The following is a 23,704-nucleotide window of genomic DNA, read 5'->3' on the forward strand; positions in this document are numbered from 1 at the left end:
TCAAAACGGCCTTTGCACATTGCCTGAGTAGAAATAGACACCCAGCCCCACCGCAAAGATGATATTGCCTGCAATCGCGTGCAGCAGTACCGCATAGAAGAATGACCCGCGCTGCCGGTAGGCCCAGGTGAACAGTAGCCCGCCGACAAGTGTCATCAGGGCGACGATCCAACTCCAGTACATCAGGTGTGCGAACGAGAATATGGCCGCGTTCAGCAGATAGGCCGCGCGCCCTTCTGGCAGGATCGCGTGATAGCGGCGAAAGAACAAAGGGCGGAACAGCAGCTCCTGTGGCAGCGCTGACAAAAGTGGGTAGCCGACCCAGATGAGGGCCAGCATTTCGGGGCGGTGCATAAGCAGGAAGAACGCGGCATCCGGGCGTGTGATCTGTATCAGTCCTACGCAAAAGACGGTCACGATGGCAGAGAACAGAGCAATCTCGCGCAGGGTCCAGCTGGCCCAGCCGTAACGAAGCTCAGCCCATTGAAATCCGGGCGTCCGGTGCAGAAGAACGATCCCTAGCCCGGTCAGTGCAAACAGGGCCGGAAACATCCAGTTCGGTGGAAAGAGAACAGCGATCAGCAACGGGAAGCCGATATAGAACATGCCGAATTCCAGCCGCAGCCGGCGCAATGCTACCGGCGGTCCGACCATCGTGCTGTTTTTTGTCACCTGTCTATAAGCTCCACCTCGATCAGTCCGCGCAATGAATTGCCCATGTATACAGTTTGGGCGCTTTTCAGGTCGGTCAAGGTCAGAACGGCTTCGGTGACCGTTTCATTATCCAGCAGTTCTTCCCGCAGTATCCCCGGCAAAAGCCCGCTGGACAGAGCGGGTGTCAGAACCCGGCTATCAGGCATTTTCAAAAACAAATTCGTGATGGTGCCTTCACACAGCTCATCCAGTTCATTCAGAAACAACAGCTCATCCACCCCCTCTGGCAGTGCAGCGCGCGCAGAATCATAGAGCGCACGGCGCGTGGTCTTGTGACGCAACCACAGGTCATTCGAAGCCAGACGCTGATCTGACACAGCGACGCTCCAGATTCTGGAATTGCCCACCAGTTCGCCGGTCGACAGATCGAACGAGCCCGTCACATCCAGCGTAAGGCGGCAACGCAGCGGGGAGTCACAAGCCGCGCTATTCAGCCGGGCGGTCGCTTCATCCGGATTGAAAGGAATCTCGAACACCCGCGCAGTACGGGCCATCCGTGCAAGATGGCGGTCCAGCCTGACAAAGCCCTGATCCGGGCGGAAGGCCAGTGTTTCAATCAGGCTGAAATCAGGTTCAGCTGGCGGGCGAAGCGGGCTTTCCATAACGCCTCCTCATACTCTGATGGGGCGGTGCTGTCCCAAACGACACCGCCGCCTACGTTCAGAGTGGCCTGATCATCTTCAAGCATCAAGGTGCGGATGGCCACGTTGAACTCGGACCGACCATCAGGTGCGGCCCAGCCAATCGTCCCGCAATAGATGTCGCGCGCCCATGGCTCCAGTTCCACCAGAATTTCCATTGCGCGGATCTTGGGTGCACCTGTGATCGACCCGCAGGGGAACAGCGCAGTCAGTATCTCACCCAGCCCAACGCATTTGTGCAGCTGCGCCCGGACCAGCGAGACCATCTGATGAACGGTAGCATAGGTTTCCACCCGGAACAGCTCGGGCACATGAACGGATCCGGGCAGCGCGACACGGCTGATGTCGTTTCGCAGCAGGTCAACAATCATCAGATTCTCGGCCCGATTCTTTTCGTCCGTGGTCAGAAAAGCCCGGCGGCGCGCATCCTCATCCGGGTCTTCACTGCGCGGTTGCGTGCCCTTCATCGGCCGGGTTTCGATCCGTCCACCCTCATCGGTGCGGAAAAACAACTCCGGCGAGCGGCTGAGCAGATCAGGCAGCCCATCCTGTTGCACCAGTGCTCCGTGGCCCACTGGCTGCCCCGCCGCCAGCGCGGCATAGAGCGTTTCGCTGTTGCCCGAGACGGTCAGATCAATCGGAAAGGTCAGGTTGGCCTGATAGATGTCACCAGCACCGATGGCGTCATGCACGGTCTGATACGCCTTGCTGTAACGCGCTTCATCCCAGCGGGGCCGGAATGCGCCCACGTCACCCGCAGGCGACGGAAGGGCGACCCGATCCGGTGCATCGTAAACCCCAAAGCACACCAAAGGCAGACGGCGTTCTTCCGGCAAAAGACCGTTGAGCCGGGGCTCGAGCGCATAGCCCAGCTCGTAACTGGCATACCCTGCCAGCCAGGCACCGTCTGCGCGCGCCTCATCCAGCGCCGCCAGAGCCTGGGGCACGTCCTCCGCCACATCCGCGCGGATCACCTGAGACGGACGCTGAAACCGGGTTCCTCGCCCGGCCGGTCCCTGATCGAAACGAATACGCACTTGCATCCTCATTTGCCGTGAGGGGCCGTATAGAGAATACTCTGCCAAGTGAAAGAGGGGAAAGCGGCAATTTCGCCCCTGTTTCCGATACCTCTTGCACCTTTTTGCGCGGTCCCTATAACGCAGGACAATTTGGGCGCTGGGGCGGTGCCCTGACTCGCGGACAATCGAAGGAACAAGGCCATGCCGAGAAGAACCGACATCCAGTCGATCATGATCATTGGGGCGGGCCCCATTGTTATCGGTCAGGCCTGCGAATTCGACTATTCCGGCGCTCAGGCCTGCAAGGCCCTGCGCGAAGAAGGCTACCGGGTTATTCTGGTGAACTCAAACCCGGCGACGATCATGACCGACCCCGGCCTGGCAGATGCCACTTATATCGAGCCGATCACGCCCGAGGTTGTCGCCAAGATCATCGAGAAAGAACGCCCCGACGCCCTGTTGCCTACCATGGGCGGGCAGACCGGCCTGAACACCTCGCTGGCACTGGAAGAGATGGGCGTGCTGGAGAAATTCGGCGTAGAGATGATCGGCGCCAAGCGCGAGGCCATCGAAATGGCCGAGGACCGCAAGCTGTTCCGCGAGGCGATGGATCGACTGGGTCTGGAAAACCCCAAGGCGACCATCGTGACCGCCCCCAGGCGCGAAGACGGAACCACCGATCTGGACGCCGGTGTGCAGATGGCGCTGGATGAGCTGGATGAAATCGGCCTGCCCGCCATCATCCGTCCGGCCTTTACGCTGGGCGGGACCGGCGGTGGCGTGGCCTACAACCGTGAGGATTACATCCATTTCTGCCGCTCTGGCATGGATGCCTCGCCGGTAAACCAGATCCTTGTCGATGAAAGCCTGCTGGGCTGGAAGGAATACGAGATGGAGGTGGTGCGCGACACTGCCGACAACGCCATCATCGTCTGCTCAATCGAAAACGTCGATCCGATGGGCGTGCACACAGGTGACTCGATCACCGTGGCCCCTGCCCTGACGCTGACCGACAAGGAATACCAGATCATGCGCAACGGCTCGATTGCCGTTCTGCGCGAGATCGGCGTCGAAACCGGTGGTTCGAACGTGCAATGGGCCATCAACCCCGAAGACGGCCGCATGGTCGTGATCGAGATGAACCCGCGCGTGTCCCGGTCTTCTGCATTGGCCTCGAAAGCGACCGGTTTCCCGATTGCCAAGATCGCAGCCAAGCTGGCCGTTGGCTACACGCTGGACGAGCTGGACAACGATATCACCAAGGTCACGCCCGCCTCGTTCGAGCCGACCATCGATTATGTTGTCACCAAGATTCCGAAATTCGCGTTCGAGAAATTCCCCGGCTCGGAACCCTACCTGACCACCGCTATGAAGTCGGTGGGTGAGGCGATGTCCATCGGCCGCACGATCCACGAATCGATGCAGAAAGCTCTGGCGTCGATGGAATCGGACCTGACCGGCTTTGATGAGATCGAAATCCCCGGCTTGAACGTGGGCCTGTGGGACGAAGCCGACGACAAGGCCGCCGTGATCAAGGCGATCAGCCAGCAAACGCCTGACCGTCTGCGCACCATCGCGCAAGCGATGCGTCATGGCCTGACCGATGATGAGATATTCGGTGTCACCAAGTTCGACCCGTGGTTCCTGGCCCGCATCCGCGAGATTATCGAGGCAGAACGTCAGGTCCGTAAAGACGGTCTGCCCGTCACCGAGGGCGGCATCCGAAAGCTGAAAATGCTGGGCTTCACCGATGCGCGTCTGGGCAACCTGACGGGCCGCGACGAAGACAACATCCGCCGGGCGCGCCGCAATCTGGGCGTTACAGCCGTGTTCAAACGCATCGACACCTGCGCCGCCGAGTTCGAGGCGCAGACGCCCTATATGTACTCGACCTACGAAGCCCCCATGATGGGTGACGTAGAATGCGAGGCTCGTCCGTCTGACCGTAAGAAAGTCGTCATCCTTGGCGGTGGCCCAAACCGGATCGGTCAAGGCATCGAGTTCGACTATTGCTGCTGCCACGCCTGTTTTGCGCTGACCGAAGCAGGCTATGAAACCATCATGATCAACTGCAACCCCGAGACCGTGTCGACCGACTACGACACCTCGGATCGTTTGTATTTTGAACCGCTGACTTTCGAACACGTCATGGAAATCCTGACCAAGGAACAGGAAAACGGAACACTGCACGGTGTGATCGTTCAGTACGGTGGTCAAACCCCCCTGAAACTAGCCAACGCACTGGAAGCCGAAGGTATTCCGATCCTGGGCACCACTCCGGATGCCATCGACCTGGCCGAAGACCGCGAGCGGTTCCAGGCGCTGGTCAATGAACTGGGCCTGAAACAGCCAAAAAATGGTATCGCCTCGACCGACGAACAAGCGCTGGAGATTGCCGAAGAGATCGGCTTCCCACTGGTCATCCGCCCCTCTTACGTACTGGGCGGTCGTGCGATGGAAATCGTGCGCGATATGGATCAGTTGAGACGCTACATCAACGAAGCCGTGGTGGTCTCGGGCGACAGCCCGGTTCTGCTGGACAGCTATCTGTCTGGCGCCGTGGAACTGGATGTCGATGCCCTGTGCGATGGCACCGATGTGCACGTCGCGGGCATCATGCAGCATATCGAAGAAGCCGGCGTTCACTCGGGCGACTCGGCCTGTTCGCTGCCGCCCTATTCACTGTCGAAAGAGATCATCGGGCAGATCAAGGATCAGACGTTCAAGCTGGCCAAGGCGCTGAACGTTGTCGGCCTGATGAATGTCCAGTTCGCGATCAAGGATGACGAGATCTACCTGATCGAGGTGAACCCGCGCGCCTCGCGCACCGTGCCGTTCGTGGCAAAGGCCACCGACAGTGCGATTGCGTCCATCGCCGCGCGCGTCATGGCAGGCGAAAAGCTGACGAGTTTCCCGCAGCGCCCGCCATACAAGACCGTGGACGACACCAAGATCGCCGATCAGATGACGCTGGCCGACCCTGATATGCCGTGGTTCTCGGTGAAAGAGGCGGTTCTACCCTTCGCCCGTTTCCCGGGCGTCGACACGATCCTGGGTCCGGAAATGCGCTCGACCGGCGAGGTCATGGGCTGGGACCGCGATTTCCCGCGCGCCTTCCTCAAGGCGCAGATGGGCGCGGGCATGGTCCTGCCGACCTCGGGCCGGGCCTTTATTTCGATCAAGGATGCCGACAAGGGCGCGGCGATGCTTGAGGCCGCACAGGTTCTGGTCGAACAAGGCTTCACGCTGGTCGCCACCCGCGGCACGCAAAGCTGGCTGGCGGAACAGGGTGTGCCATGCGATGTGGTCAACAAGGTCTATGAGGGTCGCCCGGACGTGGTCGACATGCTGAAAGACGGTCAGGTTCAACTGCTGATGAACACCACCGAAGGCGCACAGGCGGTAGAGGACAGCAAGGCCATCCGGTCCATCGCGCTCTATGACAAGATCCCGTATTACACCACTGCGGCCGCAAGCCATGCTGCCGCTCTGGCAATCAAGGCGCAGGCTGAAGGGGATGTCGAGGTGAAATCCCTTCAGGGTTAACTTGCTTGGCCTGAGCCACAATTGGCTCATTCATGAACGTACAGATGCGCGCCCGTTGACTTGATCTCAACGGGCGCGCATCTAATTAGGGCACAAGGAAAGTGGATCAATGCGCATATTTCTGGTTCTCACGTTACATACAGTTCTGGCTGCATGTGATGTGCCGTTTGTCCCATTGATCTGATCCAACCGGGTCCGTCCGATCAAGCCCGGACCCGGTCACAGACCGTTTTCAGACTGCCTGTGCCTCGCGTTTTTCATCCCGCGCAAAGAAGAGCAGGTAGAACACCGGCGCGGCAACCATTGTCAGGACGGTCGCAAAAGCCAGCCCGCCCATGATCGTCACCGCCATCGAGACAAAGAACGCGTCCGTCAGCAAAGGCGCCATACCCAGAATGGTCGTGATGGCCGCCAGCATAACAGGACGCAAACGTGAGACGGAGGCTTCGACGATGGACTCGCGCAGGGGTTTACCCGTGGCGCGAACAAGGTCGATCTCTTCGACCAGAACGATACCGTTCTTGATCAACATTCCCGACAGGCTGAGCAGACCCAGAAGGGCCGTAAAGGTGAAGGGCAAACCTGTTCCCAACAGGCCAATCACCACTCCGTTTACCGACATCGGAACCAGCAGCCAGATGATGATCGGCTGACGGATTGCATTGAACAGCAGAACCGAGATCAACACCATTATCAGCAGGCTCAGCGGCAATTGCTTACCCAGACTTTCCTGCGCATCGCGCGAGTTCTCGAACTCTCCACCCCACTCCATCTTATACCCGGGAGGCAGCTCGATGGCTTCGATGGCGTCCTTTACTTCGGCGTGAACCTGTGCCGCCGTCAGGTCAGGCGGGATGTCCGCACCAACAGTGATGGTCAGAACACGATCGCGACGGTGAACCAGAGTATTCAGGGATTTGTATTCGAATCCATCGACCATCTGTTCGATTGGGACAAATTTCTCGGACTGGTCCGAATAGACCACCTGATCGACAATCGAGTAATCCCCATCAGCCGGACGGCGCAGGATGATCGGGATCAGACGATCCCGTTCCCGGAACACGCCGCCGGTGATGCCGTCGGTCGAGAATTGTAGAGTGGCCGCGATATCCTCGCGCGTGACACCCGCGGTCTGCGCCCGTTCTGTGGCATAGATCGGTTGCACCGCCAGTTCCTGTTCGCGCCAGTCATGATGAACGAGCAGCGCGTTGGGTGACGCCGCCGCCATGCGCTGCACGGCCTCGTCAGCAAGCTGACGCAGAACCACCGGATCGCTGCCCGAGAACCGGGCCTGAATCGGATCGCCGCCACCGGGGCCAAAGACCAGACGCTTGGTTCCGAACTCTCCTTCCGGGAACTGGACCGACCCGAACGCTTCCAGGTCCGCCTGCAATGCCGGGATGTCATCCAGGCTTTCCGTGCGGATGATCATGTGGCCATAGCTCGGGTTCGGTTTTTCCGCCGAATAGGTCAGCATGAACCGGGTTGCCCCCTGACCGACGAATGTCGTGACCGAAACCACATCTTCGCGTTGGGCCAGCCAGTCTTCGAACACCGCCATATCCTGCGCCGTACGTGCAATCGGTGTGCCCTGTGGCAGCTTGTAATGCACAAAGAACAAAGGCGTGTTCGAATTGGGGAAGAACTGCTGTTTCATCAGCCCAAACCCGGCGTAACACACCACCGTTACTCCAACGAGCCCGGCAACAACCAGCCAGCGGAAGCGCAGCGCAAAGCGCAGGATCGCACCATAGGTGCGGAACAGGATGCCTCCGTAAGCGTCGATCTCACCTTCCTTGCCTTGCTTGAAGAAATAGTGGCCAAGCAAGGGCGTCACAGTGATGGCAAGTATCCAGCTGAGCAGCAATGAGATACCAATCACCGCAAACAGAGAAAACAGAAATTCACCCGTCGCATCCGGGCTGAGCCCGATCCCGGCAAAGGCCATGATGCCGATCACGGTGGCCCCCAGAAGGGGGATCTGGGTTTTTGCCGCCACATCCTCCGCCGCATCGCGCGAATTTTTTCCGCGCAGCATCGCGATCTGCATCCCCTCGGCCACGACGATGGCATTGTCTACAAGCATCCCCATGGCGATGATCAGTGCACCCAGCGAAATCCGCTCCATCTCGATTGAAAACAGCGACATGAACAGAAGCGTGCCGACCACTGTCAGCAGCAATGTCGAGCCGACGACGATGGCCGCGCGCCACCCCATGAAGATACCCAGCACGGCGACCACAATCGTCACTGACATGGCCAGATTGACAAGGAAGTCGTTCGAGGCCTGCTCGACCACCACATGTTGCTGGTAGATCGGCAGAATATCGACCCCGAAGGGGATGTTCGTCTCCAGCTCAGCAAATTTGGCGTCGGCCCGTTTGCCGACCTCGACGATGTTTTCCGTGGCCAGACCAGCGATGCCGAGGGTGAACGCTTCGGTACCGTTATACCGGATCACGATGTCCGGATCGTTCTGACGCGCGCGATAGACATCGGACATGTCGAACAGGTTGATCACCTGCCCTTGCGAGCCGACGGACAGGCCCGCAATGGCCGAGACACTGTCCGAGCCTTCGGCGGTCAGAATGGTGGTGCGGTCGTTTTCAGAGCGTAAGGACCCCGAGGAATTCACCGAGTCCGCATTGGCGATAGCTTCGTTGATTGCTTGAAGCGGGACGTTCTGGTTCACCGAAATCGCAAGGTCGGGTTCGACAAAAATCGCCTCGTCCGGCAGGCCCTGAACCTCGACATCGGCGACGCCGTCCACGGTCAGCAATTCCCGTCGCAGAAACGTTGCCAATTCATGCTTTTCGGCGTCCGAGAACCCTTCGGCGGTCACCGCATAGAACAGGCCGAATACATCACCGAACCCGTCATTCACGTAAGGTTGGCTGACACCCGACGGAAGCCCGCGGGCGGCATCACGCACCTTGGCCCGCAGGCGGGTCCAGATATCGGGCAGTTCGGTGCCGTCGTAAGTCGACTTGATCTCTACCTCGATCAACGATTGTCCGGGTTGGTTGACCGAGGTGATGACATCCACCTCGCCCATTTGCTGGATCGCGGATTCCAAGGGCTCGGACACTTCCAGCGCCACCTGTTCCGCCGTCGCACCTGGATACTGCGTGGCGATGACGGCGTTCTTGATGGTGAAAGCCGGGTCTTCCAAGCGACCAAGCGACGTGAACCCCCAGATGCCCCCAAACAGAGCGATGAGGATAATCAGCCATGTGTAAAGCGGTCGATCAATCGAGGCGCGCGCGATGTTCATCTGTCAGCCCCTCAGTTCGCGAAGCCGGTGAACCGGCGCACGGGCTGACCGTCTGTCAGCACGGCGCCGCCAGCCACAACAACTTCGTCATCGTCGGACAAACCCGTCAAAACCCGAACATCGCCCGTCTGCGTGGGCTCAATCGTCACCGGAACGCGGCGGACCGTGCCTTCATCCGCACCAACCGGCGAGAACACCATGACGCTCAGCTCGCCTGTTGCATCAGCAACAACGGCCGTCGCTGGCACAACAATGCCTGTGCGTTCATCCTGAACCTTTACGTTGACGGTGACGGACGAGCCGGGAAGAATTTGCAGCCCCTCGGGCGGGGTCAGGCCGAACTGGATGCGGAAGGTCTGCCCGACGCTGGAGGTTTCAGCGTCGAATTCACGAATTTCCAACGGGAAGACTTCATCACTTACCGGGAACTTGGCAGTGATGGTGATGTCGTCATTCTGGCCTGAGCGTTGAAACAGGATCTCGGGAACGTCGACCTCGATGCGCAATTCGGACATGTCGTGAATGCGGACTATGGGCGTGCCTGCCGATACGGTGGTGAAAGCCTCGACCGCGCGGCTGGAGACCAGCGCGTCAAATGGCGCGGTCAGTGTTGCGTGTTCCAGCTCGTATTCCGCGTCGCGCAGAGCGATCGCGGCCAGTTGCGCTTCGGTCTCTGCGTCATCGACCGCCACCTGACTGGCCGTGGTGCCACGCAAACGCGACAGGCGCGCTACGGTTCGGTCGGCCTGTTCCTTTTGAAGCTGCGCCCGCTCAAGCCGCAGTTCGAATGGTTCCTGATCCAGTCGCGCAATCAGGCCGCCTTTGGCGATGACAAACCCTTCGTTGACCGGCATCTCGACGATCTGACCAGCGACCTGAAAGGCAAGATCGACCGTCTGCCGCGCCGCAACACGGCCGAAAAACTGTCGGGTGAAGCCGGGCGCCGTTTCGCTCACCTGCATCAGCTTTACCGGTTTCGGAGTATCTTGAGCGGCAATCGGAGTTGCCAGAACGGCCAGTGCAAGGCCCAGAGAGGTCAGGAGTTTCATTTCTTCAGTCCCTCGGGAATTCCCGTTTTCAAAACGTTGTCACGGATTTTGCGCGCCAGCCGCGCGAATTCGGCTGTTTCTTCTACGTTCAGACCCGAGGCCCTGTGAAACAGGTCTCCGGCCTCGGCCACCAGCATGTTGCGGACCTCTTCACCCTGCTCGGTCAGCACCAGCAACCAGGCGCGGCGGTCTTCGGGGTCATGCTCGCGCGTCAGATAGCCTGCTTTTTCCAGGGAATCCGCGGTTGCGGTGATTGTGGACGGTACGCTCAGCATGTCAGCAGCCAGGACCCCCATGCGTTTCGGCTGATCCAGCTTGATCAGCATGTGGCATTCGGGGTGGCTCAGGTCGGTCTCGATGCAGTCAAATGTCTCTTCCAGTTTCCAGTACAGGGCATACACCCCCATGATCGCCTGAATCTCGGGGCTGAGGCGGCCAAGTCTGGAACTGATATCGTCGGGCATGGGGGATCTCCGCGCGCTTGGAGGGGTCATATACTTCAGTTTCTGAACTATTCAAGATATGAAACTGCCGCGCTGCGCGCATTCCCTTAGGTCAACATGCCTTGATCAAATCACACCATGACTGCATTTTGGGCAAATCCGAAACATTCAGGGCCCGCCATGTATACCCCCGCCATCACCGGTACCGGTGTCTTCACGCCTCAGAACGTCATCACCAATGCCGAGCTTGTCGAGGCATTCAACGCTTATGCCGACAAGCAGAACGCGAAGAATGCCGAAGCCATCGCCGCCGGGCAGATGGAGCCGATGCAGCATTCATCTGAAGAGTTCATCGTCAAGGCATCAGGGATCGAGAACCGTTACGTGATGGACAAGAGCGGTGTGCTCGACCCGGACGTGATGCACCCGTCTCTGCGGCAGCGCAGCGATGACGAACCCGGCATCATGACCGAGATGGCGGTGGACGCCTGCAACAAGGCGCTGGCACAGGCGGGGCGCACCGCGGCGGATGTTGATCTGGTGATCTGCGCGGCCTCGAACCACGAGCGCGCCTATCCGGCAATTGCGATCGAAATTCAGCAGGAACTGGGAATCGACGGATTCGGCTTTGACATGAACGTCGCCTGTTCGTCGGCCACGTTCGGCATTCAGGCTGCGGCGGATATGGTGCGGTCGGGATCGGTGCGTGCGGCGTTGGTGGTGAACCCCGAAATCTGCTCGGGCCATCTGGAGTGGCGCGACCGGGATTGTCATTTCATCTTTGGCGATGTGGCAACAGCGACGCTGATCGAACGGATCGAAGACGCCAAGGGGCCGCATTTCGAGATCTTGTCGACGCGTTGCGCCACGGTGTTTTCCAACAATATTCGTAACAACAACGGCTTTCTGCGCCGCTCACTCCCTGACGGGCTGGCCGACCGGCGTGACATGCAGTTCATGCAAAACGGTCGGAAAGTGTTCAAGGAAGTACTGCCGATGGTCAGCAAGCATATCAGCGACCATATGAATGCCGAAGGGATCAGAAACACCGACCTGAAACGCCTGTGGCTGCATCAGGCCAACAAGACGATGAACGACTTCATCGGCAAGAAGGTTCTGGGCCGCGAACCCGAGGCGGGCGAGCAACCAAACATCCTTCAGGATTATGCCAACACGTCATCTGCGGGGTCGATCATCGCGTTTTCGAAGTATTCCGACGACTTGCAGGAAGGGGATCTTGGCCTGATATGTTCCTTTGGAGCTGGGTATTCCGTTGGGTCGGTGATCGTGAAACGCCACGCTTGATGGCAGGTTTTGTCCGGCCTAGCGTAGCGCAGTCACTTTGAAGACCTGGAACGCCGCATCTTCCGTAGTTTGTACCCGCATTAGGTAGTCAGGGATTTCACCTGCAACCAAGTGCAATTGCAAACCACGACCCTGTGAGGCCCAGAACCAGAATTCGGCACGCGGCGCGGACGTGCAGAGCATGACGTAATCCACATCCAGCTCAGTCAGACGTGATCCGATCTGAGAGGCGTCCGAGCGGAACAGTTCGATCTGCGCCAGAATTCCAGCCTGATTCCGATGGTAATTGCCCGCCAGAACAGAATGGTCGGTACGGCGCAGAACGTTTGCGGCAAAGTCGAAATCAACAAGAACTCTCCCGGCTGGAAGATCACGCAGGGCCGCATAGGCTTCGGGCGTTTTGCAGGATGCCCCGGAGTTTTGCCGTGACTGTCGGGCCGGCAGCGCCGGTGCGGCAAGAGACGGCCCGGCAAAACGCCCCAGTTGTTCCTCGATAGTTGCACCGATTTTCGGTGAGATGCAGAGAACAAAAGCAACCATCGCAAGCCCACATACCGCGCGGCGACTGCTCGCATAGCGGGTGTAAAGGACACGCAGGATCTGCGCCTGGACAGCCACCAGCGAAACACCCAGGAACGTCATCATTCTGGACTGATAGAGGAACACCACCAGGCCGGTCACGATCAGGGCCAGAAACAGGGCGTATTCCAATCTGAAAGGCGACCTGACTGCAAAGATCAGGGCGGCTGCCATGGTGACGAACGACATTGCGATCAGGGCCAGAACTTCGCCCCTGTGCAGCTCCAATATGACACTGATTTTCTGCGCTTCTGCCACCTGGCTCAGCCAGTAGTCCCGCATGTCCTGAGGCAGGGCTTCGATCGGGTTGCTGAGGCAATGCGGGGCAAAGCTGTAAGCGCAGGCCAAGGTCACCGCACCAACCGCAAGGAACGCACTGATGCGGCCCCAAAGCGGCCAAGCAGACCCGACCCGGGCTGCAGCGCAAAGTCCCATCGCGGCGACGCTTGCCGGTAACGCCACACTGAGTGTCAGGGCGTCACAGCTTGGGAACAGAAAGGCCTTTTGTCCTGTAGTTGCAAGGCTGATCAGCACAAGCGTCACGGTCAGCCCTACACCAAATGCCATGGTCGGGCGGCGGGCCGGTTCACCATTGATGATCCAATCAACGGCAAAGAATATTGCGACAAGCGCGATCTGCAATATCGATTCGGTGCCTATCGATACCGAAAGCGCCAGGCAGGCACCCAGCAACCATCCGGCATATGGTTTGTCCCTGCGCAATGCGAACAGCATCAGGGCCGTGGCGAACAGAAGAATCTGAGCATTGTGGTGATCAAACGAAAAATAGTCGAACTTCCGGGAGTGTTCGAGCGCCAACACACCCACAACCAGCGCCGAAACAGCACCTTCCCGCGCGCCCAAAACGCTTCCCGTCACGGCAAAGGCCCACAAGGTCAGACCCGCCAAAAGTGAGGGCCAGACAAAAGCCGTCACCTGAAGGGCCATATCAGGCGGCAAGACCAACCCGAATGTTCTGTAGAGCAAGGCAATCGGCGCGTCGATCAGTCGAGACCAATGCATCAGCGTGCCGCCCTCGGGGCCCAGCCGATACTGTTGGCTGTCGAACCAGCCCTGCCCCTGCAACAGATCCTGCACGACCACCCAGCGCATTACGTCGTCAGAGCCTTCCTGATGACCACTCAGGGCCATAAGAACCAGAAGTGCCGCATAGGCGCATACAAAAAATCTCAGAACCAGCCGGTCTGCGAAAAGACTGTATGTTCCCTGCGAATTCTGCATGGTCCTCCGCCCTTGACGATCTTGCCCGCGACGGACCTTACAGGACAGACGTGACTGAATTGAGGCAAAAGGCCCAGTCAGCGTTTCTGCCTTTTGACGAGTGAATACAGCTAAGCCATACAGGCGGAATGTGGCCGGTCATGGGCGCAACGGCTCCGGATCCCGGCTAGCTGACGCTTTCTTCTTCAAGATGCAGTTTCATCTCGATCAGAACCTGTTGCAGCAAGCTGGTTTCTTTCAGTAGCCGCTTGGCTTCGTTGACCGTGATGATTCCGTCTTCGATTGCGGCCTGATACTCGGTCATCAACATCGCAAACCGCTGGCTGAGCGCTATGACATCCGAATTAACACCACCGGTGCGGGGTGTGGCTGTGTTGCTGTCGCAATAGGACAAGGTGATGTTCTTCAGATCTGCCAAAGCCGACGTTACATGCGGAAATGTCGCCACGTTTTCAAGGCGGGCCACCGCGTCCACAGGCATGAACCTGTCCTCGTGTTCAGCATTGTCGGAATAGTACCGTCCTAAAGTGGCCTTGGATTTTCCTGTAATTTCGCACGCGGCTTCGATTCCAACATCTTTAACCAGCGCTTCTGTGTGTTTTTTCAGATAGGCCCCGATATCTGCCATTGTTTTACCTTTGTTACCTGCAAACGCCTGCCCAATGTCCAATCGGGGGAAAGCGTGGGTAAATTTCCCATAACAAAGTCATAATTGAAATGTCATACATTGGCTATCCCTCAGATATGCGAGGGATTTTGTGAGTGAGTGGCGGCAGTTCAAGCCGGTAATGAGTAATTGCAGGGTGATATTGTTACGCCTTGCTGCGTTTTGGCCACATGTTGGCCGACGGCGTCGCTGTTGCAGATGTGGGGGTTCCATCCCCTAGAGCGTAGCTCGGCCTCTGCGAACGCAACGGCGACGTCGCTCCATCAAAGCGATTGATATCTTGTTCCTTTTCCCCAAGCGTTTTAGACCCGCGTCATGGCAAAGCTGTATTTCAACTATTCGACCATGAACGCGGGGAAATCGACCGTGTTGCTGCAAGCATCGCACAACTATCGCGAGCGTGGGATGCAGACCTACCTGATGACGGCAGCCATTGACGGAAGGGCGGGTGCCGGACGGATCGCATCGCGCATCGGCATCTCGGAGGAGGCTGATACCTTCACGCCCCGAGACGACGTCTTTGCGATGATCCGAAATCGTCTGAACGAAGGTCCCGTGACCTGCGTGTTCATTGACGAGGCCCAGTTCCTGTCTGAAGCTCAGGTCTGGCAATTGGCGCGGGCCGTCGACGATCTGGACGTACCAGTGCTGGCCTACGGGTTACGGGTGGATTTTCAGGGCAAGCTGTTTCCGGGATCAGCGGCGCTGCTGGCGCTGGCCGATGAGATGCGTGAAGTCCGCACCATATGCAAATGCGGACGCAAGGCCACGATGGTGATACGTCAGGACGAAAACGGCAAAGCCATCACCGAAGGTGCCCAGGTGCAGATCGGCGGCAACGAGACCTATGTCTCACTCTGCCGCAAGCATTGGCGCGAGGCGGTGGGCGACTAGACCGGGTTGGGCAATGCCTCGCCCGCCACAAAGGCCGCTACGTTATCCAGGGCCATGTGTCCCATGCTGCTGCGCACCTCTTCGGTGGCTGTGCCCAGATGGGGCAGCAGGGTGACGTTTTCCATTTCACAGAGCGCCTGTGGTACTTCGGGTTCGAACTCGTAGACATCCAGCCCCGCCCCCGCGATCTGACCTTTTTGCAACGCCGCAACCAGGGCCGCTTCGTCTACAACCTCTCCCCGCGCGATATTGACCAGAATGGCCGAAGGTTTCATCGTCTCAAGAACCTGTGCATCGATCAGGTGTCGGGTTTCGGCACCGCCGGGAACGGCGAGCACAAGGAAATCGACCGAGGCGGCGAGTGCTTTAAGGTCAGGTGTGAACTCGGCCGGGAAGTCCAGTTTCTTGGCGCTTCGGGATTGATAGGCCACCTGCATTTCAAAACCGAAATGGCACCGGCGCGCGATGGCCTGCCCGATACGGCCCATCCCGACGATACCGACGCGTTTGCCGGTTACATGGTGACCCAGCATTTGCGTGGGATGCCAACCCTGCCATTGGCCTGCGCGGACCAGCCGTTCGCCTTCGCCCGCGCGCCGGGCCGTGCTCAACAGCAGGGTCATGGCGATATCCGCCGTGGCACCGGTGACTGCGCCGGGCGTGTTGGTCACTGCGACTGATGCGGCGCGCGCTGCCTCGACATCGATGTGGTTGTAGCCGACGCCAAAATTGGCCAGTAGCTTGCATCGAGGCGAGCCTGCATCCGCAAATATCCGAGCCGAGAACTGATCGCCCAGCGTGGGCACGACCACGTCGAAATCCGTCAGAGCGGACAGCATTTCCCGGCCCGTCATGGGCGCCGTATTTTTACGAATCTCAACGTCAAACGCGGCGCGGGCGCGGGCCTCGACTGCCGGCGTCATCGGGCGTGTGATCAGCAGTTTCATCAGTGCATCCGCCCGCCTGTCGGAACTCTGCCGTCGGGACCGATCAGAACAATCTCGCCGTTTTCATCGGGCAGACCCAGCACCAGAACCTCGGACATGAACCTCCCGATCTGGCGAGGGGGAAAGTTGACCACGGCCATGACCTGTTTGCCCACCAGAGTCGACGGATCATAATGCGCGGTGATCTGGGCCGACGTCTTGCGCTCGCCGACCTCATCACCGAAATCGATCCACATCTTGATCGCGGGCTTGCGGGCTTCGGGATAAGGTTCAGCGCGGATCACCTCACCCACGCGGATATCGACCTTGAGAAAGTCGTCGAAAGAAATCTCACTCACGTGACAGCTCCTTGGATCGGTCGGTTGCGGCCTTGACGGCACGGTGCAGCAAGTCAGGGAAACCGCGTTCTTCATGCATCAGCACCTCAAGCGCGGCCTGGGTCGTGCCGTTCGGCGAGGTTACATTGATCCGCAGTTGTGACGGATCCTCGTCTGCGGCCTTTGCCAGCGCTCCGGCCCCGGCCACCGTCGATTTGGCCAGTTTCATCGCAAGGTCATGTGGCAGGCCGTGCGCCTCGCCGGCTTTGGCAAGCGTTTCAATCAGATGAAACACATAGGCGGGCCCGGATCCGCTGAGGCCGGTGACCGCATCCATCTGCGCCTCATCCGTCAGCAGTACCGTTTCGCCAATGGCCGAGAGCAGGTTTTCCGCAAGCGTCAGATCATCAGGTGATGCGTTTGAATTCCCGATCAGCGCGGTAATGCCCTGACGGATGGCGGCGGGCGTATTGGGCATGGCGCGAATGATCGGGGTGTCGCTGCCCAGAACGGATTCGAACGTGGCAATCGAGGTGCCCGCCGCGACCGAAACAAACAGGCTGCTGCCACCGCCCAGCGCCTGAATGGCGGGCAATGCCTCGCCCATCATCTGCGGCTTGACCGCGACCAACACCACGGCGGGGGCTTCTGGCAGGGGTGTGTTGATGTTGACGCACTGCGCCTTCAGCCAGTCGGATGGGTGTGGGTCGATCACCCAAACGGACGCTGGCGGGAGGCCGTGTTCCAGCCATCCCGCCAGCATTGCGGACCCCATCTTTCCGCACCCCAGAAGCACAAGCCCCTGTTCGGCCACACGCGTCATGTCCATTTGCCCCTCCCGCGTTACATGTCGGTTTGGGGCAAAGCTTTACGCCCGGCCGTAGGCCTCTGCAATGGCCACTTGCATGGCTTCTTCTGGTCCTCGATTTCCCCAGGTGACCAGTTGGATCGCCGGGTAGTACCGTTCTGCGCTCATGACGGCAGCGGTGATCATCGTGTCGATCTGCTCCGCGCTGGCTGTCTGTCCGCCGGCGAGGACCAGCCCATACCGGTACACCATCAGCTTCTGGTTTGCCCAATAGGTAAAGGCACCTGCCCAGCACTGATCATTCATCTTGTTGAGCAGCTCATAGAGCTGCATTTCCCGCTCGGCCGGCGGTTCCATTTCGAACGAGCACACCATCCGCAGCGTTTCGTCATAGTTGGACCAGGCGAGTGTGATCGAATAGGTGCGCCACTGGCCTTCGACAGCCATGGCAATCTGATCGTCCCCTATACGATCAAAATCCCAGTCGTGATGTTCGGCCAGATGTTCAACAATGTCGATCGGATGAATGTCTTCTTCGAGATACTGCTCGGAAAGGGCCATAATGCCACCTCACTAATCTCTAGCATTTCGGGGCTGGCAGCGCCCCAGCGCTAGTTGCCTGCTCTACAAACCGGGCTTCCCCCATTGGCCTGTACTAAATATGGTGCGATGCGGCGCTGGTTCTGGCAACCCTATTTGTTGGGGATAACAGCAATAAGTTGTGGACAGAAAGCAACGGGGATCAAAATATTGACTCTTGAACCAGCTTTGTCTTGATTAAATCCCGCGATGCTTCAGAATGCACGGCGCCGTACAATCCCGGCTGGATTGCGCGGCGTCAGAGTTTGTCCAAAATTGTGAAAACAGGAGAAGCTAGGGGCGTCACTTGTCCTGTTTTGCCTCAAGCGCGGCAATGCGGGCTTCGAGAGCGGCGTTTTCTTCACGCGCTTTCTGGGCCATGGCGCGGACGGCGTCGAATTCTTCACGCGTGACAAAATCGCGGTCGGCAAGCCAGCGATCGATCATCGACTTCATCGCATTTTCGGCCTCTTCCCGCGCGCCCTGCGCGACACCCATGGCGTTGGTCATCAGTTGGGACACGTCGTCCAGTATCTTGTTGCGGGTTTGCATATCTTTACTCCGGTATCGCGATTGATCTCTATATGGGGAAAGATTGCCGCATGCTCAAGGTTGACTTGTCCTGCAATCCCCGGGCAATGAGACGCACATGCAGGCTGTTCTGAATTTCCCCGATCTGTCGCCCGAACTGTTCTCGATCTCGCTGTTCGGGATGGAGTTCGCGTTAAGGTGGTATGCGCTGGCCTATATCGCGGGCATCCTGATTGCGTGGCGGCTGGCGGTCGTGGCTTTGCGCCGCCCTGCCCTGTGGCCAGCCGACGGCCCACCGATGAAACCGGACCAACTGGAGGATCTGGTCACCTGGATCATTCTGGGCGTGATCCTGGGCGGGCGGCTTGGCTTTGTGCTGTTTTACCAACCCGGCTATTACCTGTCGCATCCGTTTGAGATATTGAAGGTCTGGCAAGGCGGCATGGCGTTTCACGGGGGTTTGCTGGGCGTGATCCTTGCCTCTTATCTGTTTGCCCGACGCCATCGGATCCCGACCCTGTCCCTGGGCGATCTGGTTGCTTACACTGTTCCACCCGGCCTGCTGCTGGGACGGCTGGCCAATTTCGTCAATGCCGAGCTGTGGGGCCGTCCGAGCGACCTGCCATGGGCCGTCATCTTTCCCGGTTTTGCCGCGCAGGACTGCCCCGGCGTGGTAGCAGGAATGTGCGCGCGTCACCCATCGCAGTTATACGAAGCAGCACTGGAAGGTGTGTTGCTGGGCGCGCTGTTGCTGTGGCTGGTTTATCGACGCGGCGCGTTTCACAAACCGGGCTTTGTCATGGGCCTGTTTCTGGTGGGCTACGGTGCGTCGCGCTTTGTCGTCGAGTTCTTCCGTCAGCCGGATGCACAGTTCATGTCGCCCGGCAATCCGATGGGGCTTGCCTTGCATGTGGGCGGATATGGTCTGACCATGGGGCAAATCCTGTCGCTGCCCATGATCGCGCTTGGCCTGTGGTTTGTCCTGCGCGCAGGGCGGGCAAAATGAGCTTGAAAGATCACCTTATCGCCCGCATCCGTCAGGATGGGCCGATGAGTGTGGCCGATTACATGGCCGAATGTCTTCTGCATCCCACGCGGGGCTATTACACAACACGCGATCCGCTGGGGGCTGCCGGGGATTTCACCACGGCACCGGAAATCAGCCAGATGTTTGGCGAGCTGATCGGGCTGTGCCTTGCGCAAAGCTGGATGAATCAGGGGCGGCCCGCGCCGTTCACCCTGTGCGAGTTGGGACCCGGGCGCGGCACTCTGATGGGCGATATACTGCGTGCCACACGGACCGTAGCAGGATTTCACGATGCTGCCCGGATTGTGCTGGTCGAGACCTCGCCGGTCCTGAAACAGGTGCAGGCGGACACTCTGAGGGATTACACACCTAACTGGGCCGACAGCGTCGCAGAGCTGCCGGACCAGCCGCTGCTGTTGGTGGCGAACGAGTTCTTCGACGCGCTGCCTGTTCGGCAGTTCCTGCGCGACGGCGACGGCTGGAGTGAACGCCTGGTCGGCGAACGCGACGGCGAATTGCTGATTGGACGGGGGCCCAACGGACCGCAAGTGGCGCTGACTGACAGGCTTTCGGACACCAAGGATGGTGATCAGGTCGAGCTGTGCGCGGCAGCGATTCCCATTCTGACCGTGATTGCCGGTCGGATCGCCAGCCATGGAGGCGCCGCGCTGATTGTCGACTATGGCGACTGGCATTCATTGGGCGATACGCTGCAAGCCCTGCAAAACCATGAGCACGCCGATCCGCTGGCGGCACCCGGTAAAGCCGACCTGACTGCGCATGTGGATTTTGAACCTCTTGCCATCGCGACCCGAGCCTGTGGTTGCAGGCACACACGCCTGACACCGCAGGGCGTGTTTCTGGAACGGCTCGGCATAACTGCCCGGGCACAGGCTTTGTCCCGTACGCTGAGCGGTTCCGAGCTGGATGCCCTGATTGCAGCGCATCGCCGGTTGACGCACCCGGACGAAATGGGAAATCTGTTCAAAGTGATGGGCCTCTATCCGGCCTATGCTGCACCACCGCCAGGATTAGAGCCATGACACTGGAAATTCTGACTTCAGACTTGCTTTCCCCATTTCGTCATGGGTTCTTCACCCGTCGCGGCGGAGCTTCTTCCGGTATCTTCGACGGGTTGAATTGCGGCTTTGGATCGTCAGATCAGACCGAAGTTGTTGCACTGAACCGTCGGCGGGTTGCTGATGCAATGGGTGTTGCGCCCGAGGCGATGATCGGCGTTCATCAGGTGCATTCCCCAACAGTTCTGACGGTTGAACAGCCTTTGGAAGGTGAAAAGCCGCGCGCGGATGCCGTCGTAACGGCGACACCCGGTGTGGCGCTGACGATTCTGACGGCAGATTGCCAACCGGTTTTGTTTGCCGACCCGTCGGCCAATGTGATCGGAGCGGCCCATGCAGGTTGGCGCGGTGCGCTGGACGGTGTGCTGGAGGCGACGCTGGACGCCATGGAAGCGCTTGGCGCAAGGCGCCAGAATATCAACGCCGTCATCGGTCCCTGCATTTCGCAACGCGCGTATGAGGTCGGGCCTGAGCTCCTGGACACCTTCATGACCGATTCACCGGACAACTCGCGTTTTTTTGCCAATGGTCAGGATGACCGGCTGCAATTCGACCTGCCCGCTTTTGGTTTGCACCGCTTGCGGCAGGCCGGTGTCGGGCAGGGGGAATGGACCCGGCACTGCACGTATTCTGACCCGGACCGGTTCTATTCCTACCGCCGCACAACGCACGCAAACGAGGCCGATTACGGGCGGCTGATCTCGGTCATAAGATTGTGATTTTGGACCAGATTTAGGCGCCGCGCCACTTTTCCGCCACATTTGTTGTGTTTATCGGAAACAGAATCGTAACGAGTTTTGTCAGAAATCAGATGGTCATCTGACGTCCATGTTCCGGACGCTGGCGTGTTGAGTGGAAGGATAGACCGATTATAAATTTCTTGTCTGCAAAACATCCCGGATAAGCCTTATCCATGCCGCAAACGCGCGTCAAAAAAGGGTCATAATGGATGCGGAAAACAAACCCGTTCAGAGCAGGACCAGAAAATGAAAACCAAGTCTCGCTTTCTCAAAGCCATGGTCGTCGCCACGCGGAGCCAGAAGCTGGAAATGCCGTGGAAGCGGGTATCAAGCCATTCTGTCAGGGTCGCCAGTCGCATCGCGGCACGACGCTGAGGCAGAAGCACCCAGAGCCCAAGCTGCCGGTCTCGATGGGGTGAACGCATAACGGGCTTGCTCCTGCCCGATGTGTAGAGCGTCACGATCTGAGGGGGTCGGGACGAGTTTAGGAGTTGTGTGTGCGGGCAATTTTCGCCCGTGAAGTACGAGTTTGTCTGGGGGGTCAATGTGTTGACCATTGGAAAGCGCAATTTTGTCGCCATGCGGGGTCTGACCGACTGCCGCCCATGGGTCACCCATTTGTTTCAAGACAAAGAACCAGTTCGTCAGGTTGGCCTGTACGGGGATACGCCGCGCTTGATCGGACATTTTGAGGGGACGGAATATTTATGACTATTCCTAGTTCACTGGCCCGCGCGGCCAGAAATGCAATCGAAACGACGGCCATGCTGCGGGACGCACCGCGCCCGGTTGCAAAACCAAAGGCCCAGCTGCGCCGGTATGAAGTCAGCAGCCTGTTGAAAAACGGGAACATTGTTCAGACCAGACACATTGCGCCGGCCCTGCCGATGTTCGAAGATGCCTTTTGTGCCTTCACGCGTGGGTCGCTGGTTGAAACCGAACATGGGCCGATGGCAATCGAAGACCTGATGCCGGGGGATACTGTCCTGACTCAGGATGGCGCGTCCGAAACCGTGCTGTGGAAGGGATCTGTCACTCTGATCCCGGGACGTCCGGATTCGCGGGGCCGCACGCGGCCGCTTACGCGCATCATGGCGGATACATTCGGGATGCAAAAACCGATGTCGGGTGTAATCGCCGGGCCTGCGGCGCGGATCGTGGGCACGCCGGCGCATTTGCGGCATCTGCATGGGAATGGCCCGATTCTGACACCTGTATCCGAATTCCAGGATGGAACGGGCGTGATTGAAACAATGCCGCCGACGCCAGTTGAACTGTTTCACATTTGTCTAAAACGGCATTCCGTTATTCGGGTAGATGGTTTACAGTTTGAAACGTATCACCCAGGTGTGAACGCGGTCCGGATGATCAGCCACTCGTTACGGTCGGTTTATCTGAACCTGTTCGCGCATATCGAATCGCTCAACGATTTTGGTCCGCTGCTGATGCCGCGCGCCGGAGACGGGGAAATCGACGCGATGACAGCCTGAGTGCGATAGCGATTACTGCATTATGGGGGGCATCATGCAGCTGGTACTAAGTTGGATTCTATCCTTGGCGGTGGCTGCTATGCTGCCACCGAACACCGCACAGACAAAACGTCTGGGCGTTACGCCGTCCGGTTCATTCGTTCTTCCAGAACGTCGAACGGCACGCCTGGCTCGTCTTTTGCGCCGCGGATAACAAGCGATGTCTTGACGCTGGCCACGTTTGACGTGGTCAGCAGTTCACCGGTCAGGAACTGCTGAAAACTGCTGAGATCAGGTGCGACGCATTTCAGGATGAAGTCCACCTCGCCGTTCAGCATGTGACATTCCCGGACCAGTGGCCATTCGCGGCAGCGTTCTTCGAACGCGCGCAGCTCGGTCTCGGCCTGACTGTCGAGCCCGACCATGGCGAACACCTGCACTTCGAATCCCAGCTCGCGGGAATTCACTTCGGCGTGGTAGCCTGTGATATAGCCGGATTCTTCCAGTGTGCGCACCCGGCGCAGACAGGGCGGCGCCGAGATTCCGACCCGTTTTGCAAGTTCGACATTGGTCATCCGACCGTCTGCCTGCAATTCCGCCAGAATCTTGCGGTCGATATCATCCAACCGAGTCGTGACCATCAAATGCTCCTGATTTTTGCGGTTCTTATATCAGCCCCCCACGCGCACGCAATAATGTTTCGCACATGCGCAATTTTCTTTGTTTTCAAATCCCTCATTTTCCCCGCACCCTTCGCAGGGTCGCTTGCGAAGTCATAAACAGTAAGGGGCTTTAAGTCGGGTCTGTCGGTCGCTATATCGGGGCGACGGGCCA

The 23,704-nt window shown here is 58.8% G+C and carries 22 protein-coding genes; 8 read left to right on the forward strand and 14 right to left on the reverse strand.

Annotated elements, in window-relative coordinates; all coding sequences use genetic code 11:
- Genes AC2FJB_RS13200 through AC2FJB_RS13210 form a run of 3 tightly spaced genes read right to left on the reverse strand, consistent with a single transcriptional unit; the run spans position 1 to position 2,398 of the window.
- Positions 1-672 carry a CPBP family intramembrane glutamic endopeptidase gene (locus tag AC2FJB_RS13200; RefSeq protein ID WP_496718750.1) on the reverse strand — a complete coding sequence of 224 codons (672 nt, stop codon included), beginning with the start codon at positions 670-672 and terminating at the stop codon, positions 1-3.
- Positions 669-1,316: an aminotransferase class IV family protein gene (locus AC2FJB_RS13205; protein WP_496718749.1), complete on the reverse strand. Its 648-nt coding sequence runs from the start codon at positions 1,314-1,316 to the stop codon at positions 669-671. Before AC2FJB_RS13205 ends, AC2FJB_RS13200 begins: the two co-directional genes overlap by 4 nt.
- On the reverse strand, positions 1,271-2,398 hold the full coding sequence (locus AC2FJB_RS13210; RefSeq protein WP_496718821.1) for an aminodeoxychorismate synthase component I: 1,128 nt from the start codon (positions 2,396-2,398) through the stop codon (positions 1,271-1,273). The genes AC2FJB_RS13205 and AC2FJB_RS13210 overlap by 46 nt, the downstream gene beginning before the upstream one ends.
- A 177-nt stretch (positions 2,399-2,575) precedes the next feature.
- Between AC2FJB_RS13210 and carB the strand changes: the two genes are divergently transcribed.
- A complete protein-coding gene (gene carB / locus AC2FJB_RS13215; RefSeq protein ID WP_496718748.1) occupies positions 2,576-5,920 on the forward strand; it encodes a carbamoyl-phosphate synthase large subunit in 3,345 nt (1,114 codons plus the stop codon).
- Between the two features lie 232 nt (positions 5,921-6,152).
- On the opposite strand, the gene AC2FJB_RS13220 is transcribed toward carB, so the two are convergent.
- Genes AC2FJB_RS13220 through AC2FJB_RS13230 form a run of 3 tightly spaced genes read right to left on the reverse strand, consistent with a single transcriptional unit; the run spans position 6,153 to position 10,707 of the window.
- A complete protein-coding gene (locus AC2FJB_RS13220; protein WP_496718747.1) occupies positions 6,153-9,194 on the reverse strand; it encodes an efflux RND transporter permease subunit in 3,042 nt (1,013 codons plus the stop codon).
- 11 nt (positions 9,195-9,205) lie between these two features.
- On the reverse strand, positions 9,206-10,243 hold the full coding sequence (locus AC2FJB_RS13225) for an efflux RND transporter periplasmic adaptor subunit (RefSeq protein ID WP_496718746.1): 1,038 nt from the start codon (positions 10,241-10,243) through the stop codon (positions 9,206-9,208).
- Positions 10,240-10,707: a MarR family winged helix-turn-helix transcriptional regulator gene (locus AC2FJB_RS13230; RefSeq protein ID WP_496718744.1), complete on the reverse strand. Its 468-nt coding sequence runs from the start codon at positions 10,705-10,707 to the stop codon at positions 10,240-10,242. Before AC2FJB_RS13230 ends, AC2FJB_RS13225 begins: the two co-directional genes overlap by 4 nt.
- Before the next feature lie 159 nt (positions 10,708-10,866).
- Between AC2FJB_RS13230 and AC2FJB_RS13235 the strand changes: the two genes are divergently transcribed.
- Positions 10,867-11,991 (forward strand): beta-ketoacyl-ACP synthase III, encoded by a 1,125-nt coding sequence (locus AC2FJB_RS13235; RefSeq protein WP_496718743.1) that lies wholly within the window; start codon positions 10,867-10,869, stop codon positions 11,989-11,991.
- Positions 11,992-12,009: 18 nt separating this feature from the next.
- Here the strand turns inward: AC2FJB_RS13235 and AC2FJB_RS13240 are convergent, their stop codons facing one another.
- Positions 12,010-13,812, reverse strand: a complete 1,803-nt coding sequence (locus AC2FJB_RS13240) for a hypothetical protein (RefSeq protein ID WP_496718741.1) — start codon at positions 13,810-13,812, stop codon at positions 12,010-12,012.
- 166 nt (positions 13,813-13,978) lie between these two features.
- The gene (locus AC2FJB_RS13245) at positions 13,979-14,440 is read right to left on the reverse strand and encodes a hypothetical protein (protein WP_117872550.1); all 462 of its coding nucleotides are present in this window, start codon (positions 14,438-14,440) and stop codon (positions 13,979-13,981) included.
- Between the two features lie 354 nt (positions 14,441-14,794).
- Here AC2FJB_RS13245 and AC2FJB_RS13250 point away from each other — a divergent pair, with 354 nt between their 5' ends.
- Positions 14,795-15,373, forward strand: a complete 579-nt coding sequence (locus AC2FJB_RS13250) for a thymidine kinase (protein ID WP_299895409.1) — start codon at positions 14,795-14,797, stop codon at positions 15,371-15,373.
- Here AC2FJB_RS13250 and AC2FJB_RS13255 read toward each other — a convergent pair.
- The 5 genes from AC2FJB_RS13255 to AC2FJB_RS13275 form a co-directional block, all read right to left on the reverse strand.
- Positions 15,370-16,320: a 2-hydroxyacid dehydrogenase gene (locus AC2FJB_RS13255; protein WP_496718740.1), complete on the reverse strand. Its 951-nt coding sequence runs from the start codon at positions 16,318-16,320 to the stop codon at positions 15,370-15,372. The two genes, AC2FJB_RS13250 and AC2FJB_RS13255, sit on opposite strands and share 4 nt — an antisense overlap.
- Positions 16,320-16,658 (reverse strand): tRNA-binding protein, encoded by a 339-nt coding sequence (locus tag AC2FJB_RS13260; protein WP_496718739.1) that lies wholly within the window; start codon positions 16,656-16,658, stop codon positions 16,320-16,322. The genes AC2FJB_RS13255 and AC2FJB_RS13260 overlap by 1 nt, the downstream gene beginning before the upstream one ends.
- Positions 16,651-17,466, reverse strand: a complete 816-nt coding sequence (gene proC / locus AC2FJB_RS13265) for a pyrroline-5-carboxylate reductase (RefSeq protein WP_496718738.1) — start codon at positions 17,464-17,466, stop codon at positions 16,651-16,653. The genes AC2FJB_RS13260 and proC overlap by 8 nt, the downstream gene beginning before the upstream one ends.
- A 39-nt stretch (positions 17,467-17,505) precedes the next feature.
- A complete protein-coding gene (locus AC2FJB_RS13270) occupies positions 17,506-18,006 on the reverse strand; it encodes a type III secretion system chaperone family protein (RefSeq protein WP_117867906.1) in 501 nt (166 codons plus the stop codon).
- Between the two features lie 321 nt (positions 18,007-18,327).
- Entirely contained in the window at positions 18,328-18,576 is a 249-nt protein-coding gene (locus AC2FJB_RS13275; protein WP_117867904.1) for an accessory factor UbiK family protein, read from the reverse strand.
- Positions 18,577-18,673: 97 nt separating this feature from the next.
- Between AC2FJB_RS13275 and lgt the strand changes: the two genes are divergently transcribed.
- The 5 genes from lgt (at position 18,674) to AC2FJB_RS13300 (ending at position 22,891) form a co-directional block, all read left to right on the forward strand.
- A complete protein-coding gene (lgt, locus tag AC2FJB_RS13280) occupies positions 18,674-19,561 on the forward strand; it encodes a prolipoprotein diacylglyceryl transferase (protein ID WP_496718737.1) in 888 nt (295 codons plus the stop codon).
- On the forward strand, positions 19,558-20,625 hold the full coding sequence (locus tag AC2FJB_RS13285; RefSeq protein ID WP_496718736.1) for a class I SAM-dependent methyltransferase: 1,068 nt from the start codon (positions 19,558-19,560) through the stop codon (positions 20,623-20,625). The genes lgt and AC2FJB_RS13285 overlap by 4 nt, the downstream gene beginning before the upstream one ends.
- Complete coding sequence (gene pgeF / locus AC2FJB_RS13290) at positions 20,622-21,380, forward strand: peptidoglycan editing factor PgeF (protein WP_496718735.1); 759 nt, start codon at positions 20,622-20,624, stop codon at positions 21,378-21,380. Before AC2FJB_RS13285 ends, pgeF begins: the two co-directional genes overlap by 4 nt.
- Positions 21,381-21,647: 267 nt before the next feature.
- Positions 21,648-21,776, forward strand: a complete 129-nt coding sequence (locus AC2FJB_RS13295) for a hypothetical protein (RefSeq protein WP_496718734.1) — start codon at positions 21,648-21,650, stop codon at positions 21,774-21,776.
- 332 nt (positions 21,777-22,108) lie between these two features.
- Positions 22,109-22,891 carry a Hint domain-containing protein gene (locus AC2FJB_RS13300; protein WP_117867893.1) on the forward strand — a complete coding sequence of 261 codons (783 nt, stop codon included), beginning with the start codon at positions 22,109-22,111 and terminating at the stop codon, positions 22,889-22,891.
- Positions 22,892-23,010: 119 nt separating this feature from the next.
- On the opposite strand, the gene AC2FJB_RS13305 is transcribed toward AC2FJB_RS13300, so the two are convergent.
- Positions 23,011-23,511: an Lrp/AsnC family transcriptional regulator gene (locus AC2FJB_RS13305; RefSeq protein ID WP_117867891.1), complete on the reverse strand. Its 501-nt coding sequence runs from the start codon at positions 23,509-23,511 to the stop codon at positions 23,011-23,013.
- Positions 23,512-23,704 lie beyond the last annotated feature (193 nt).

It is taken from the genome of Ruegeria sp. CDSC085 (assembly GCF_059610465.1).

Bases quoted from the DNA above. Each gene is read 5' to 3' on its own strand.
- AC2FJB_RS13205 (WP_496718749.1), bottom strand. From the start codon at position 1,316: ATGGAAAGCCCGCTTCGCCCGCCAGCTGAACCTGATTTCAGCCTGATT.
- AC2FJB_RS13210 (WP_496718821.1), bottom strand. From the start codon at position 2,398: ATGCAAGTGCGTATTCGTTTCGATCAGGGACCGGCCGGGCGAGGAACC.
- carB (WP_496718748.1), top strand. From the start codon at position 2,576: ATGCCGAGAAGAACCGACATCCAGTCGATCATGATCATTGGGGCGGGC.
- AC2FJB_RS13220 (WP_496718747.1), bottom strand. From the start codon at position 9,194: ATGAACATCGCGCGCGCCTCGATTGATCGACCGCTTTACACATGGCTG.
- AC2FJB_RS13225 (WP_496718746.1), bottom strand. From the start codon at position 10,243: ATGAAACTCCTGACCTCTCTGGGCCTTGCACTGGCCGTTCTGGCAACT.
- AC2FJB_RS13230 (WP_496718744.1), bottom strand. From the start codon at position 10,707: ATGCCCGACGATATCAGTTCCAGACTTGGCCGCCTCAGCCCCGAGATT.
- AC2FJB_RS13235 (WP_496718743.1), top strand. From the start codon at position 10,867: ATGTATACCCCCGCCATCACCGGTACCGGTGTCTTCACGCCTCAGAAC.
- AC2FJB_RS13240 (WP_496718741.1), bottom strand. From the start codon at position 13,812: ATGCAGAATTCGCAGGGAACATACAGTCTTTTCGCAGACCGGCTGGTT.
- AC2FJB_RS13245 (WP_117872550.1), bottom strand. From the start codon at position 14,440: ATGGCAGATATCGGGGCCTATCTGAAAAAACACACAGAAGCGCTGGTT.
- AC2FJB_RS13250 (WP_299895409.1), top strand. From the start codon at position 14,795: ATGGCAAAGCTGTATTTCAACTATTCGACCATGAACGCGGGGAAATCG.
- AC2FJB_RS13255 (WP_496718740.1), bottom strand. From the start codon at position 16,320: ATGAAACTGCTGATCACACGCCCGATGACGCCGGCAGTCGAGGCCCGC.
- proC (WP_496718738.1), bottom strand. From the start codon at position 17,466: ATGGACATGACGCGTGTGGCCGAACAGGGGCTTGTGCTTCTGGGGTGC.
- AC2FJB_RS13270 (WP_117867906.1), bottom strand. From the start codon at position 18,006: ATGGCCCTTTCCGAGCAGTATCTCGAAGAAGACATTCATCCGATCGAC.
- AC2FJB_RS13275 (WP_117867904.1), bottom strand. From the start codon at position 18,576: ATGCAAACCCGCAACAAGATACTGGACGACGTGTCCCAACTGATGACC.
- lgt (WP_496718737.1), top strand. From the start codon at position 18,674: ATGCAGGCTGTTCTGAATTTCCCCGATCTGTCGCCCGAACTGTTCTCG.
- AC2FJB_RS13285 (WP_496718736.1), top strand. From the start codon at position 19,558: ATGAGCTTGAAAGATCACCTTATCGCCCGCATCCGTCAGGATGGGCCG.
- pgeF (WP_496718735.1), top strand. From the start codon at position 20,622: ATGACACTGGAAATTCTGACTTCAGACTTGCTTTCCCCATTTCGTCAT.
- AC2FJB_RS13295 (WP_496718734.1), top strand. From the start codon at position 21,648: ATGAAAACCAAGTCTCGCTTTCTCAAAGCCATGGTCGTCGCCACGCGG.
- AC2FJB_RS13300 (WP_117867893.1), top strand. From the start codon at position 22,109: ATGACTATTCCTAGTTCACTGGCCCGCGCGGCCAGAAATGCAATCGAA.
- AC2FJB_RS13305 (WP_117867891.1), bottom strand. From the start codon at position 23,511: ATGGTCACGACTCGGTTGGATGATATCGACCGCAAGATTCTGGCGGAA.